General features: G+C 57.7%; 13 protein-coding genes. All 13 read left to right on the top strand.

The features are described from left to right. The first annotated feature begins 7 nt into the window (after window positions 1–7). The 13 genes from RO009_22365 (at window position 8) to RO009_22305 (ending at window position 14210) form a co-directional block, all read left to right on the top strand. A complete protein-coding gene (locus RO009_22365; protein MDT3687782.1) occupies window positions 8–1543 on the top strand; it encodes a hypothetical protein in 1536 nt (511 codons plus the stop codon). A 125-nt stretch (window positions 1544–1668) separates the two neighbouring features. Then, window positions 1669–2778 carry an N-acetyl sugar amidotransferase gene (locus RO009_22360; protein ID MDT3687781.1) on the top strand — a complete coding sequence of 370 codons (1110 nt, stop codon included), beginning with the start codon at window positions 1669–1671 and terminating at the stop codon, window positions 2776–2778. Further along, complete coding sequence (locus RO009_22355) at window positions 2775–4166, top strand: amidase (GenBank protein ID MDT3687780.1); 1392 nt, start codon at window positions 2775–2777, stop codon at window positions 4164–4166. The genes RO009_22360 and RO009_22355 overlap by 4 nt, the downstream gene beginning before the upstream one ends. Further along, a complete protein-coding gene (locus tag RO009_22350; GenBank protein ID MDT3687779.1) occupies window positions 4159–4725 on the top strand; it encodes a GNAT family protein in 567 nt (188 codons plus the stop codon). Before RO009_22355 ends, RO009_22350 begins: the two co-directional genes overlap by 8 nt. Then, on the top strand, window positions 4722–5693 hold the full coding sequence (locus RO009_22345; GenBank protein ID MDT3687778.1) for a Gfo/Idh/MocA family oxidoreductase: 972 nt from the start codon (window positions 4722–4724) through the stop codon (window positions 5691–5693). Before RO009_22350 ends, RO009_22345 begins: the two co-directional genes overlap by 4 nt. Window positions 5694–5725: 32 nt before the next feature. Continuing rightward, the gene (locus RO009_22340) at window positions 5726–7024 is read left to right on the top strand and encodes a DegT/DnrJ/EryC1/StrS family aminotransferase (protein ID MDT3687777.1); all 1299 of its coding nucleotides are present in this window, start codon (window positions 5726–5728) and stop codon (window positions 7022–7024) included. Window positions 7025–7038: 14 nt separating this feature from the next. Next, window positions 7039–8037, top strand: a complete 999-nt coding sequence (locus RO009_22335; GenBank protein MDT3687776.1) for a hypothetical protein — start codon at window positions 7039–7041, stop codon at window positions 8035–8037. Between the two features lie 10 nt (window positions 8038–8047). Beyond that, on the top strand, window positions 8048–8770 hold the full coding sequence (locus tag RO009_22330) for an NTP transferase domain-containing protein (protein MDT3687775.1): 723 nt from the start codon (window positions 8048–8050) through the stop codon (window positions 8768–8770). A 152-nt stretch (window positions 8771–8922) separates the two neighbouring features. Beyond that, window positions 8923–9921, top strand: coding sequence for an SDR family NAD(P)-dependent oxidoreductase (locus tag RO009_22325; GenBank protein ID MDT3687774.1), 999 nt, complete (start codon window positions 8923–8925; stop codon window positions 9919–9921). Window positions 9922–9954: 33 nt separating this feature from the next. Continuing rightward, on the top strand, window positions 9955–11100 hold the full coding sequence (locus tag RO009_22320) for a LegC family aminotransferase (GenBank protein ID MDT3687773.1): 1146 nt from the start codon (window positions 9955–9957) through the stop codon (window positions 11098–11100). A 29-nt stretch (window positions 11101–11129) separates the two neighbouring features. Then, complete coding sequence (gene neuC, locus RO009_22315; GenBank protein MDT3687772.1) at window positions 11130–12263, top strand: UDP-N-acetylglucosamine 2-epimerase; 1134 nt, start codon at window positions 11130–11132, stop codon at window positions 12261–12263. Window positions 12264–12294: 31 nt separating this feature from the next. After that, window positions 12295–13134 carry a class I SAM-dependent methyltransferase gene (locus tag RO009_22310; GenBank protein MDT3687771.1) on the top strand — a complete coding sequence of 280 codons (840 nt, stop codon included), beginning with the start codon at window positions 12295–12297 and terminating at the stop codon, window positions 13132–13134. Between the two features lie 2 nt (window positions 13135–13136). Further along, complete coding sequence (locus tag RO009_22305; protein MDT3687770.1) at window positions 13137–14210, top strand: N-acetylneuraminate synthase family protein; 1074 nt, start codon at window positions 13137–13139, stop codon at window positions 14208–14210. Window positions 14211–14580: the final 370 nt, after the last annotated feature.

The following is a 14580-nucleotide window of genomic DNA, read 5'->3' as shown; positions in this document are numbered from 1 at the left end:
AGGGTAAATGATGATATTGCCGCAGACGAGCCAGAAACCGGAATCGCCTTTTGCTGCTGTCGCTGTGACAGACGGAGCTGATACTCGCGTGCTCATGCTCGCGATCTGCCGCAAATTACGGCAGCGCTTTGGTTCTAAGATCTATGTTTACGTTCGCTCAATCGACGCCAGGAAATATTACGAAGAATTCCTAAATGATGCTGTAGACGACATTATCCAAGCTGATCATCTTCATGAAGCGGCGCTTAAGCCGGTGACGGATCCGGCTAATGTTCTGGCAAAAGCGCGCGCTTACGAGGAGTTTCTAGGTTGCACATATAATATGGTGCGCATGACGCGTCGCGACTTCGGAATTGGCTTTTATCTTGGCGGGTTTAACCATCCGACTTCGTATTATGCTGTAGTGCCAAGCTACGAGCAGATCGTCCAAGCGTTCAACGCCGTCTTTGATTTCTGGCAGCGCGAATATAACGACAAAGGCATCACGCTGCATCTCAATGGTTTGAAGGAGGAGGCGGTCTTGGCACGAGCGCGCGGTGTGCCATTCCGCTACCTTTATTCTTCACGTGTTGAAAATGGATATTTCTGGGCGCATTCCGAGCTCATCGACTATCCGGATGTCGCCGCCGTTTATCATGCTATGGAGGCCGAGCATTTCGATCCCGTCGAAGATGTCCGGCAGTATTACGCGGACGTCGGGCAGCGGAATCGTATTGTAAAGGCACATCCTTTCGGTCGCCTCCTTAAGCGTATGTTCTCGACGACGTTGGGCTACTTGTATCGTTTCAAGCACCGCAAGAAATTTAAGCCAACTTACTATTATACTTCGATGATGCGGTACTTGGTGCGTGAATATCTCGATCTGAAGAAACTTCGATATCCGCGCGCTAGACGACTGGCTGACCTTAAGGGGCGCCGCATCGTTTATTTCCCGCTCCATACCGAGCCTGAAATGTCGTTGCACTGGATGTCGCCCGAGTACTTCAGCCAGCTGTGGGCGATTATGTCTATCGCACGCGACTTGCCAGCGGATGCAGTGCTTGCGGTCAAGGAGACTATTTACGGCGCTGGACGTCGTCCGCGTGACTTCTACGAGCAAATTCTTCGTCTCAAGAATACGGTCTTGCTGGATATCTATGAACTCGGCGTCGATGTAGTCAAAGCTGCCGACGCTGTTGTCACGATTACAGGCACGGCGGGCCTTGAAGCCGCCATTCTCGGTAAGCCAGTGATCGTCTTCGGCAGGCACAATTTTTACGATTGCGTGCCTCATATTCAGAAGGTGTTACGTGAAGAAGATCTTAGGCCGGCGATTGATTTCGCGTTATCGGACAAGTTCGACCGTGAGAGGGCACGTCGAGACGGTTCGCGCCTGCGAGCTGCCACGTTGCACGCTTCCTTCGATCTAGGAAAGTATTCGAATTTAGAGAAGGATGCATTTGCTGACGAGGATATCGAAAGGGCAACTAACGCGCTTGTTGCCGGCATTGTCGGTTGCGCGGAAGCGCCGACATTCAGATCCATTGCGCAATTACATGGCTGAACATCGCCGTCATTGCGCCCTTTACAAGAGTATTTGGCTGGTAACGCGGGGCGCCCTAGTTCTTGGGTTATCGACCGCCGAACTGACGTGATCGCACCAGGTTACAGTATAAAGGAGGAATAGCGATGGTAGATGTGAAGGTTCCATTTCCACAGCTTCGCTATTGCGCACGGTGCTGTATGCCCGACACTACGGAGGGCATTGGCTTCGACGAAATGGGAATTTGCAAAGCTTGCCGTGCATCCGAAGAGAAGATGCGCATTGATTGGGCCAAGCGGGAGAAAGCGCTGGCCAGTTTGCTCGAAGACGCAAAGCGTGTCGCGGGAGACAACTATGATTGCATGGTGCCCATCAGTGGCGGGAAAGACAGTGCATTCCAGCTTCATGTTCTAACGCGCATTTATGGAATGAAACCACTTGCTGTCACATTCAGTCACAACTGGTTCAGTAAGGTTGGTTGGGAGAACCTTTGGAACGTAGTTGAGCGACTTGATGTGGATCATATCATGTATACTCCGAAACGGGGATTGGTGAATCGTCTTGCGCGCAAGTCGCTACCGCTGATCGGTGATGCCTGTTGGCATTGCCACTCGGGCATCATGGCGTTCCCATTAACGATGGCGGTGAAGTTTGGCATCAAGCTTCTTGTTTGGGGTGAGTCCCCAGCGGAGTTTTCCGGGCGCGATACGTTCTTCGATCAGGAATTTAAGATGTCTTCTGCTGTCAATGTGGCAGACATCCATATGGCTGGTTCGGTTCGCAAAGGGCCCGATGCGGTCATAGGCAAAAATCTCGGCAAGGCTGAAATGCGAATGTTCTATCCGCCTTCACGGGAGGAGCTCATCAAGGCTGACATCAAGGCGATCTATCTCGGAGATTATATGTTCTGGGATCATGAGCGTCAGACTGAATTTCTGGTGGAGCGCTACGGCTGGAAGGAAGACAAAGTCGAGGGCTCGTACAAGTGTTACAAGAGCGTCGAATGTCGAATGCCAGGCGTTCATGATTATTCGAAATGGGTGAAGCGCGGTTATGGTCGTGGAACGGATTTCGCGAGTCAGGACGTTCGGGCAGGTTTGATGACGCGCGAGGAGGCGTTCGAGATCGCGAAATCAGTAGATGCGGAACGACCGGGCGCACTTGATTACTATCTCGAAATCACTGGCTATTCCGAAGAAGAATTCCACGAAATCCTCCGTGCACAACGGCAGGGAGCAGCGAAATTATTGCCATGAGTTCTCATACGCGCCGGCGTTTGCCGCCGATCATCGAACAGAGCAATAGCGTGGCCGTGTTGACCGCGACGGAATTCTTGACCCTGCTTCGAACTGGACAAATTTCCGTCGAAGAATATTGCATGAGCTGCGCCGACATTTCAGCGCGTTGTGAAAACGACGTACGCGCTTGGACTTGGTGGAATCCCGAACTGCTGCGTCAAAGAGCACGGCAAGCGGACGCGACATTGCGGCAGCTAAATGGACGGGTGAATTTGCCAGGCCCAGTATTCGGTCTGCCGATTGGCGTGAAAGACATCTTTAATACTGCCGATATGCCGACCAAGCACGGAAGCGCAATTTTTGCCGACTATACGCCTGGCAACGACGCTCGCGCGGTTACATCTCTGCGCCGCCGCGGTGGCATCATAGCCGGCAAGCTCGCGACTTCCGAATTCGCGGTTCATGCAGCACCAGGTACGCGGAACCCGTGGGATCTCGCGCGCAGCACTGGCACGTCCTCAAGCGGTTCGGCCGCCGCGGTAGCCGCCTGCATGGTGCCGGTGGCCTTGGCGAGCCAGACTGCTGCCTCCACGATCCGACCCGCGAGCTATTGTGGAGTCTACGGATTCAAGCCCTCGTACGGAACCGTTCCGCGGACGGCAATGCTGAAAACCACCGACACGCTGGACACTGTCGCGATGATGACGCGGTCGGTCGCTGACGCTGCATTGCTATTCGACGTCTTGCGGGTCACCGGACCGAATTATCCTATTGTCGATCGCGAATTTTCCGATCCGCGGCGGCATGGGATTGGCGATAGGCATTGGCGTGTTGCGATTATTGAGGGACCTAAATCGCATCTCGAGCACCCCGATGTTAAACGCGGTATTGAGAGCGTCGGGCGATGGCTAGAGGGGCAAGGCGTAGAGGTGGCGAAATTTCGGCTGCCAGTCGAGTTCGACCACGCCCATGACGTGCATCGCACGATCTATCACAAAGCGCTTTCTTACTACTTTAAGATGGAGTGGGAGCGGGCTGGCGCGGCATTCAGTCAGCTTCTTGCGGACATTATTGTAGAGGGTCGACAGATTTGCGTTGAGGACTATGAAGGCGCGCTTGCCGAACAGAGCAGGTTAGCTAGGCAGTTCGATCAGCTGCTTGATCAACGATTTGATGTGCTTTTATGTCCGAGTGCGGCCGACGTAGCGCCCGTAGGCTTGGACGCCCCTGACCCAGAAGACCATTCTCTGATCTGGACCATGTGCTACGCCCCGACAATGTCATTGCCGCTGCTACAAGGCGATCGCGGCTTGCCGCTCGGAGTACAGATCGTAGCTAGGCGCTTCGATGATTACAAACTTCTGATTTTTGCCAAATTCTTGGATGGGTTTCCTGGCCATGAATGATGCAGAGATGGCTTTTTTGGTGGGTGATCGGGTGAAGTTGCGCGGTCTTCGGCGCGAAGATATGCAGCTCTACCAGCGCTGGCTCGACAATCCTGACGTCACCGCTTTTATGGAGTCCGGATGGAAGCCAGCGAGCGAGGGTGATCTCGACGAACTTTACCGTATTTCGACAGAGGCCCAAGACACGGTTGCGTTTGCAGTCATCGACAAGAAAACAGGCAATCCCGTCGGCTGTTGCGGGCTTTACGTAATTCAGTGGATCTGCCGCCGGGCTGATTTTAGAATCATTATCGGCGTACCCGAGGCTTGGAACAAGGGGTTGGGAGGTGAGGCGGCCCAGCTCACCATCGCCTATGGCTTTGACAAGCTCAATCTAGAAACCATCTATCTCGGCGTTAACACCGCGAACGAACGCGCCATTAGGTCGTATGAAAAAGCTGGATTCGTCCGCGAGGGCATCCGCCGCAAGTTGATCTATCGCAACGGTCGCTATTACGACGCGCTAATGATGAGCATCTTGCGCGAGGAGTATTTCGCCAGGAAGGCACGATCTGCGTGACCCGCGTCGCTGTTATCGGGCTGGGACGCATCGCAAGCGGCCATGATTCGGGTGGGCGACCGTGCAGCCATATTGGCTGCGTGCTGGGAACCTCCAATTTAACTCTGGCGGCTGTCGCCGACCCGGACGAGGCAGCACGGTCGGCGTTCCAAAGGAGGTGGCCGCACGCTGCATCGCGCGTGCTAAGCAGCGCGGAAGAGTTGGAGAACGGGGAGGCGGAGGTCATCGTGCTGGCCACGCCCACGTCGGTGCGGCTTCCGGTTGTGATGCAGGCGTTGGAGCGGCGGCCAAAGCTGCTGGTTGTCGAGAAGCCGCTGGCGTCCACGGTGGCCGAGGCCAAGAGAATTGTAGCGGCAGCCGACAGTCGCGGCGTAGCGCTGCGAGTGAATTTTCAACGGCGGTTCGACCTGCGCCATGAAGCGTTGCGCCAATCGCTGCCGGGTGCGCCGCGGTGCGCTATCTTGCGGTATGGAAAGGGCTTGTTGAACTACGGGTCGCACCTCATCGACCTTATGCTCCAATGGTTCGGACCTGCGCTAGCCGTTCAGGCTTTGACGCCGGAAGTGTCAGGAAAAGACCCGGTTGTGACGTTCAGTATGCGGATGCAGCAAGGCTTTGATGCACATGTAATTGGGATGTCCGGATTGCGCTTCGACCAGTTTGAGATCGATCTGTTCTTCGAAGATCGGCGGATCGAGATCGCCAATGCCGGCGTGGAAATGCGCCGTTATGATCCGGTGCCGGACCGCTTCTATCCCGGCTATACCCAGCTCGGGCCGGGCACGCGTGTGGGGGCCGATGCCGCCATTAGTGGATTGTACCAATTCTATCAGGCGATCAGTTACCACTTCGCCTGCGGCGCGCCGTTGCCTGGCTGTGATGGTCTTGAAGCAATCGCCGGACTTACCGTCCTCGAAGCGGCGCTGCGTTCCGCGCGTGAGGGCGGCAGACGGATTGCGCTGAGCTGAATGAGCTGAAACCCCTGCATGGATGAAAATTGATGAGTAACTCCTCAACGCTCGCTTTGCTTGGTGGCACTCCTGTGAATCCTACACAGTTCCCGCCTTACAACACCATCGGCGTAGAGGAGAAAGCCGCTGTGATGGCAGTGCTCGACGGCGGCGAATTGTCTGGTTTTGTCGCAACGCCAAACGATCAGTTCTGGGGCGGCGCGCGTGTTCAGGCACTAGAAGTAGCATTCCGCGAGCGGTTCGGATCCAAGCATGCGATCGCGGTGAATTCCGCGACCTCCGGGCTACACTGCGCGGTGGCAGCCATGGGCGTTGGCCCCGGCGACGAGGTGATCGTGCCGCCCTATACCATGTCTGCGAGCGCGACCGTAATTCTGTTCACTGGCGCGGTGCCGATCTTCGCGGACATTGAGGATTCCACTTTCTGCCTGGACCCGGCGGCAGTCGAGGCGGAAATCACGCCGCGCACACGCGGGATTATGGCAGTCAATCTGTTCGGGCATCCGGCGAGACTTGCTGAGCTCCAAGTGATCGCGAAACGTCACAGCCTGTTTCTGCTCGAAGATAATGCGCAAGCGCCAGGTGCGTATTGCGATGGCCGGCCGACTGGCACGATCGGTGACGCCGGCATATTCAGCTTCAACCGCCACAAAACGATGCAGTGCGGTGAAGGTGGCGTCGTTCTCACCGATAGCGACCGGATAGCGCAGAAAGTCGCGCTCATTCGTAATCACGGCGAAGTCGTAGTGGAACAGATGCGCATCGACGACATCGTGAACACCGCGGGTCTCAATTACAGGATGACCGAGATGGAAGCTGCCGTGGCGGGAGTCCAATTCGGAAAACTCGATGCGCTCAACGAGGCCCGAGTCGCATTGGCTGCCCGGTTGACGCAGGGCTTATCGCAGTTTCCGGGCATCACCACTCCCGCGGTGCGCGAGCATTGTTCACACGTCTTTTACTTCTATGCGATGCGCTACGACGAAGCGCAAACAGGCATCCCGCGCGATTTGTTTTGCAAGGCTATGCAGGCGGAAGGAATTCCGTGGCGCGCCGGTTATGTGAAGCCGCTCTATCTGGAGCCGCTTTATCAGCGCAAGATCTGCTTTGGAAAAAGTGGGTTCCCTTTCACGGCAAGTTCGCGCAATGCCGACATCAGTTATCAGCGAGGGCTTTGCCCGACAACGGAGCGTCTGCAGGATCGTGAAATCATGCTCACGAACGCAATCTACCCGCCGCTGACTGGTGCAGACATCGACCGTGTCGTCGAAGCGGTCGGTAAGGTTTTCGCCCATCGTGACGCGCTGCTTGCTGCCAAGTTCGTTTAAAGACGCTCCGAAGAATGAGTTATCGCGCACTTTTTGCCGTCGGGCAGGAGGGTTCATTCGCATATCTATTGCCCCTATGGAAGCATTGGCTTTCATCGACGGAGTCGCCCGACTGGCGCTTGTCGCTCGATGGGGCCACGCGCGGCCGCCGCTCCCGTGACGAAGTCAGTCAACTGCGCTGTCTTTCCTGCGGCGTCGTTGAAACCGGCACTATGCTGGCGGACGCGCTGGACGGCTGGCACCCGGATGTCGTTATCGCATCCGCCAGTGGAGCGCCGGTGGAAAGAGCGGCGTGCGATTACGCCCGGGTGCGGAGATTGCCAGTCATCCGTTTCATCGACACCTGGTATCGCTATCGTGACCGCCTGCTGTTTGCCGGGCAGCCACTCGAATTGCCGAACAAGATTCTGGTGATAGATGAATACGCCATGACGCAGGCCGAAGTGGAAGGGCTCCCCGCGGACCTGATTCTTGCGGTCGGACACCCGGCTTGGGAAGCAGTGCAACCCTTGCCCTCAACGGACGCGCGGGACGTAATGTTTGTCAGTCAGCCAGTACGACGTACCTTTGGCAGCAGCCTCGGCTATACGGAATACGACGCTTGGGCACTTTTTCTGGATGTCGCGCGCCAGCATCCGGATCGGGTCCGCTGCATCTTTTTCGCGCCGCACCCCGCCGACGAAATGCCTCCGCCAGTCACGGACGACCTTGTGACTGTAGTGAATTCAGGCCACAAAGCGATCGCCAGCGCGGGTACTGTTGTTGGCATGTTCTCGTCACTGCTTGTTGATGCCGTTCTGGCTAACCGGCATGTCATCAGCGTACAGCCGGCACCGACAGGGCCGGACATGAATGCGTGGGGGCGCCCCAAACCTATAGTGCCTCGCGCGACCGACCGCGCCAGTCTGATTGCTTCTCTCCGTTCGGCACCCACTGGCGCGTCTGAACTTCGTAGTGCGCTGAAGTACAGCCGCGCGAGGTTGGAAAAGGCGATTGAGAGCGTTCTTCGATGAACCGCGCACAATGCGTATAACCGGCCTGATACAAGCCCGGATGGGGTCAACCCGTTTGCCGGGGAAGATGATGCTGCCGATTCGCGGAAAGCCGCTTGTTGGACATCTAATAGATCGTCTAGAGCGAGTAACGGGTTTAAATAATTTGGTGCTCGCCACCACTGCGGATACGAGAAACAACGAACTTGTTAAATATTCGAAAAATCGCGGTCTTCTGATCCACCGCGAACCGGGAGAAGATGACCTTGCTGCGAGACTATTAGGTGCCGCCCGCGTCGCCGAAGCTGATGCGATCCTCAAGGTAAACGGTGATTGTCCGCTCGCCGATCCGGTGGTCCTACAAACTCTAGTTGACACGTTCCGGTCCCATCCCGATGTTGACTATGTGTCAAATAAGATCGTCTGGACCTTCCCCGAAGGGCTGAGCGGGGAGGTGATCGCCACTCGCGCGTTGACTTGGTGTGACGCACATCTGACCGATCCGCTCGATCGGGAGTTTGTTGCGAACTATATTCGCGATCACGACGACCGGTTTTCAGTGCGCTCGGTCGTCCACACGCGAGACCTTTCGCATCATCGTTGGGTCGTCGACACACCTGAGGATTTTGTTTTCGTGTCGCGGGTGTTCGAGATGCTTTCTTCGAAAGGATCTGTCTTCGATCTTGACAGCATCCTTGGCGTGGTCGAGCGCGCGTCTGACCTCCAACGCGGGCCAGTGTCGACAAATGAGTAATATGGATGAGATTGTTCTTGCAGCTAGCGCGGTTGACTTGATCGGTTCTCATCTCGTCGAGGTATTGGTGCGGGAGCGCCGCTCTCTGCGCGCATCATTCACTGTGCTCGATGAAAACCATTCAGTTTTCCTTATCCGAGTAAGATGATTTCATGTCCAAGATTCTTGTAACCGGTGCGGACGGATTTATCGGTTCTCACCTCATAGATGAACTGGTCCAACGCGGCCACGATGTCCGAGCCTTCGTCCAGTACAATTCATTCGGTCACAGAGGATGGCTTGATTTCACAGTGCCTGCCACACAGGCCGCCATCGAGGTCATCGCCGGCGACGTGCGAGATGCGCTGTCGGTGCGGGAAGCGATGAAGGGCTGCGATAAGGTTGCCCATCTCGCCGCGCTAATCGCGATTCCATATTCGTATGTCGCGCCCGAGAGCTACGTTGACACCAATATTCGCGGCACCCTGAACGTGGTGCAGGCGGCGCGCGACCTTGGCACGCAGCGGGTCATCATCATTTCGACAAGCGAGGTCTACGGAACCGCGCAATTCGTGCCGATCAGCGAGGAGCACCCGCTGGTGGCGCAGTCGCCCTATGCGGCGACAAAGATCGCCGCCGATCAATTGGCGCTATCCTATTACCGCAGCTTCGGAACGCCGGTCGTGGTTGTGCGTCCCTTCAATACGTTCGGGCCGCGCCAGTCCACCCGGGCAGTGATCCCGACCATCATCACGCAGCTGCTGCGCGGATCCGGCGTCCTCAATCTCGGCGATCTCGAGCCCCGCCGTGACTTGACTTATGTATCCGAAACGGCGTGCGGAATCATCGCGGCGCTTAATGCTGAGGCAGGGATAGGGGAGGTCGTCAATCTAGGGGCGGGATTCGATGTCAGCATCGGCGAACTTGCGCATCTTTTGATCGGAATCTCGGGAAAAAGCGTCGAAATCCGGACGGACGAGCAGCGGTTGCGGCCTGAGCGTAGCGAAGTTCGGCAGCTTCTGTCCGACAACCGCAAGGCGCTTAAGTTCTTCGGCTGGACCCCGGAGGTGAAGGGCCTGGACGGGTTGCGCGGCGGGCTGGAGCGCACGTTCGAATGGTTCTCTGACCCCGCCAATCTCGCGTTCTACCGGCGCGACCAGTACACCGTCTGACCCGTGCGCGCCGATCTCGCAGCGGATATTTTGATGGCGGTGCGGCATGTTGTGCCGGCGCCACGGGCCGCCTTGCACGAGCCTGAATTTCGTGGCCGTGAGTGGGATTATGTGAAATCCTGCATCGATGACGGGTGGGTTTCGTCAGGCGGCGCCTTTGTTGATCGGTTCGAGCGAGACCTTGCGGCAATGCTCGACATGGGCTTTGCGGTGGCCTGCGCGAATGGGACCGCCGCGCTGCAGGTCGCACTGGAAGTCGCCGGCGTCTCGCCAGGCGACGAGGTGTTTGTTCCGGCGCTGACCTTCGTGGCGACGTCGAACGCCGTGCAGCATTGCGGCGCAATTCCGCATTTCGTGGATTGCGACGAGGACAGCCTCGGCCTGGATCCGCAAGCCCTCAAGAAGCATCTCGGCCTCGTCGCTGTATGCAGGGATGGCCGAACCACGAACAGGGACACGGGGCGGCGGATCAAGGCAATCGTGCCCGTGCACATCTTCGGGCATCCGGCGCGGATGACCGAGATTTGCAAGATCGCGTCCGAATATGGTCTTTCGGTTGTCGAGGACGCGACCGAGGCGCTTGGCTCGCGGGCAGGCGGCCGGCCGGTCGGCAGTGATGGCGTGATGAGCGTGCTGAGCTTCAACGGGAACAAAATCGTAACGACGGGCGGCGGAGGCGCCATCCTGACCAACGACCAGGAGATTGCACGGCGGGCGCGTCACGTCACCACTACCGCCAAGCTGCCGCATCGCTGGGCCTTCATTCACGACCAACCCGGCTACAATTTCCGCCTGCCCAACATCAACGCCGCGCTTGGATGTGCGCAGCTTGAGCGACTGCCGGATTTCGTCGGGCGCAAGCGTAGGCTGGCGCAGGCCTATGCCGAGGTCTTTCGTGGGAACAGCGACGTGACATTCCTGGTCGAGCGCGCGGGGACACAGAGCAATTACTGGCTCAACGCCATTCTCCTGCGGCCGGGCCTCGAGGAGCAGCGCGATCGCATCCTGGAGCGACTCAACGACGCGGGCCTGCAAAGCCGCCCGGCATGGACGCCGATGCATCAGCTGTCCTACCAGACCGGCTTTCCGCGCGCCGACCTGCCGGTGACGGAATCGATCTGTGCGCGGCTGATCAACCTGCCGAGCAGCCCGCGGCTCGCCGATGGACTAGCAGCCTGACCGCAATGCCGATCATCCGGGTCTGCATCGTGACCGCTACCCGGGCCGAGTATGGCCTGCTGCGCTGGATCGCACACGATATCGGCGCCGATGCGAGATTCGACCTCGACCTTGTTGTCACCGGCTCGCATTTATCCGGGCGGCATGGCGCGACCGTCGCGGAGATTGAGGCCGACGGCCACGAGATCAGCGCCAGGATTCCGGTCATGCTGGAACGCACAGATGCGCAAAGCCTGGCGCAGGTGTCTGCGACCATCGTGACGGGATTTGCCGAGTATCTCGACCGGCGCAGGCCCGATGTGGTGCTGGTCCTCGGCGATCGCTGGGAACTCCTGCCGGTGGCGACCGCCTGCACCATCGCGGCAATCCCGATGGGCCACTTTCATGGCGGTGAGGTCACCGAAGGCGCGCTCGATGACGGCGTGCGCCACGCGCTGACCAAGCTCTCGCATCTGCATTTTGTGGCGAATGACGTCTATGGCCGGCGCGTCCGCCAGCTGGGCGAGGAGGAGTGGCGGATTTGCATTTGCGGGGCGCCGGGCCTCGATAATTTCCATCGGCTGCAGTTGTTGGACCGACAGGCGCTCAGCAACGATCTGGGCCTCGACTTCGCCCGCCCGACTGCGCTGGTCGCCTTTCATGCGACGACGCGGGGCAGCGACGCCGATGGCGTGAACGCGCTTGTGCAGGCGCTGACCGCCGCCCGCGAGCGCTTCGGATTGCAATATGTCATTACGGCGCCGGGGGCCGACCCAGGCGCCGACGTGATCGACAAGGCGCTTCAGGCCTTTGCAGCCGGTTCACCGCAGACAGTGTATGTCGCGAGCCTCGGCACCGTGCGTTTCCTCAGCGTCATGAACCACGCGCGGCTGATGATCGGAAATTCGTCGAGCGCCTATTACGAGGCGCCCGCCGCGGGCCTGCCCGCCGTCGATATCGGCAACCGGCAGAAGGGGCGCATCCGGCCAGACAATGTGATCGGCGTCGGCACGAGCTGCGATGCGATCCTCGACGGAATCGAGAAGGCGCTGTCGGCTTCAGTATCTCCTCGGCAGCCAAAAGAGGCCGTTTCGAAGACTGCTATCGAATATCTCGCGTCCATATTCATAGATCGGAGCAAACAAACGCTCTTGGGTAAAAAATTTGTCGATGATCGCACCTGACTCCGGGTGCACACGAATGAAAGAAGTATCCATGTCCTCAACCTACGATGCTGATATCCGCAGTCATTACGACAAGGTGGCCGCAAGCTGCGGAACATCTTCCGACAGCACAATGGCCGACCGAATTGTCCGAGATAAGGAGACAAAAGCCATTCATGCCTTCGTTCGGGCGGCGCTTGACGAGATCGGGGATGGAAACAAGCAGACCCGGGTGATTGCCGATGTGGGCTGCGGAAATGGCTATACGCTGCGTTCCTTGGCCGAGGCGATCAGCGGCCCCAGATTTTTAGGCATCGAGTATAATGACGCGCTGCGCGAGCTTGCGGTGCAGCAAACCGCGGCTCACGCCGCCATTTCAGTCTCGGCTGGGGATCTGCGGGATCTAGGGTCCATCTCGGTCGACCCAGAATCCATCGATGTTCTGATTTGCCAGCGCGTTCTAATCAACTTGCTCAACCCGGATGATCAGATCAAGGCGCTTCAGAATATCGTCGATCTGTTGCGGCCTGGAGCGCATTGCCTATTTATTGAAGCATTTGCGTCGGGCCTGAATGAACTGAACATGGCGCGCGCCGAATTTGGCCTGTCGCCCATCGCGCCTGCAGAGCATAACCTGTATCTGTCGGACTCGTTTTTTGAGCATCAGGCTCTTTCGGAATCGCCACTGGTGGGGATCGAGACCAGAAGGAACTTTCTCTCGACACATTATTATGTGTCGAGAGTCCTGCACGACGCGGTAGCCGTCGGGAATGCCGGTGCAAAGCTCGTAAGGAACTCCCATTTCGTTCAGTTCTTCAGCGCGGCTTTGCCTGACTCGGTCGGAAACTATTCGCCGCTTCAGCTTCATATCTTGCAGAAGATGAGAAGTTAATTGTGTATAATATCAGGATTCGCGGTAGGCAAATAGGACACGATGCTCCTGTTTTTGTGGTTGCAGAGGCTGGCGTCAATCACAACGGAAGCGTCGACAATGCGATAGCCCTGGTGCGGGCCGCGCACGATGCAAGGGCGGATGCCGTCAAATTCCAGTCGTTTGATCCGGGCGAGGTCGTTCGAGGGACAGCTTCCAAAGCGCGCTATCAGCAACAAACAACCGGCGCTGGTAACCAGATCGAAATGTTGAACGGCTTGCGCCTCTCCGAGCGGGAATTCGAGGCTGTCGCGGAGGAGTCGCGTCGCCTCGGGATCATGTTTCTGTGCACACCTTTCGATGCGGGCAGCGTGGAAATGCTGCTTCGGCTCAAGGTGCCGGCATTCAAGGTCTCATCTACTGACATTACCAATTTCCCGTTTTTGCGTCAGATGGCCGGGACTGGGTTGCCGATGATAGTCTCTACCGGCGCAAGTACGCTGGCCGAAACTCTCGTTGCGAAGTCGGTATTGGAAGGTAGCGGCGCCGCCGGGAAGGTGGCGTTCTTGCACTGTTGTTCGGAATATCCCGCGCCCGTTGATCAGACCAATCTCTTGGCAATAGGCACGATGCGTGACGCCTTGAGGTGCCCTGTCGGATATTCAGATCATACAGCAGGGATCGGAGTGGCGCCCTATGCTGCCGCGCTTGGCGCCTGCATCATAGAAAAGCATCTGACGCTTGATGTGAATTTGCCTGGACCCGATCACGCGGCTTCGCTTGAACCCCGCCAGTTTGCGGACATGGTTGCGGAAATACGCATCGCCGAATCGGCGAGAGGCGACGGAAACAAGGTTCCAATGCCTTGTGAGATCGAGAATAGACAGGTGATCCGCCGAGCGCTGACCGCGAGACGGCACGTGTCAGAAGGGGAAGTGTTTACGTCAGACAACGTTGCAATCAAGCGGCCCGCACAAGGCTTGCCGCCAGATCTTTTCGATAGGGTGTTGGGAAGTCGGGCGCGCAGGTCGTTGCAACCTGATGAGGCGATCGAATTTGCTGATGTTGAATGGAAGAACGGTCAGCCCGGTCAATAGTCATCTGTTGGCGAAATCGCGTAAGATAGCTTTGTGAAACCTTTCGATTTGACCTTCGACGCCAGCCGCTTGCGGGTTAAGGCGACTGGTGTGGATGACTATTACTGGCCTGTCCGGCAGCAGGAGGTGATGGCGGCGTCCGCGGCAATCATCGCCGCGCTGAGGTCGGCGCTCGCGGACCCACTGCGGCGGGGCGACGAGGACGCGCGCTACGCTTACGCGGTAAGCGGGCCATTGTTTATTGAGGTGGTCAGCCTCTTTAGCGCTCGGTTGCTCGCCACACGTTGCGATGCGGACGGGGTGGCACCGCGCCTGCCGGCCGATGCCGCGCTGTGGCGCTCGGCTTTTCATGGTGAACCCTATCCGGAAG

Source organism: Pseudorhodoplanes sp., assembly GCA_032027085.1.
Taxonomy (GTDB): Bacteria; Pseudomonadota; Alphaproteobacteria; order Rhizobiales; family Xanthobacteraceae; genus Pseudorhodoplanes.
This window is presented reverse-complemented; position numbering and strand designations above follow the sequence as displayed.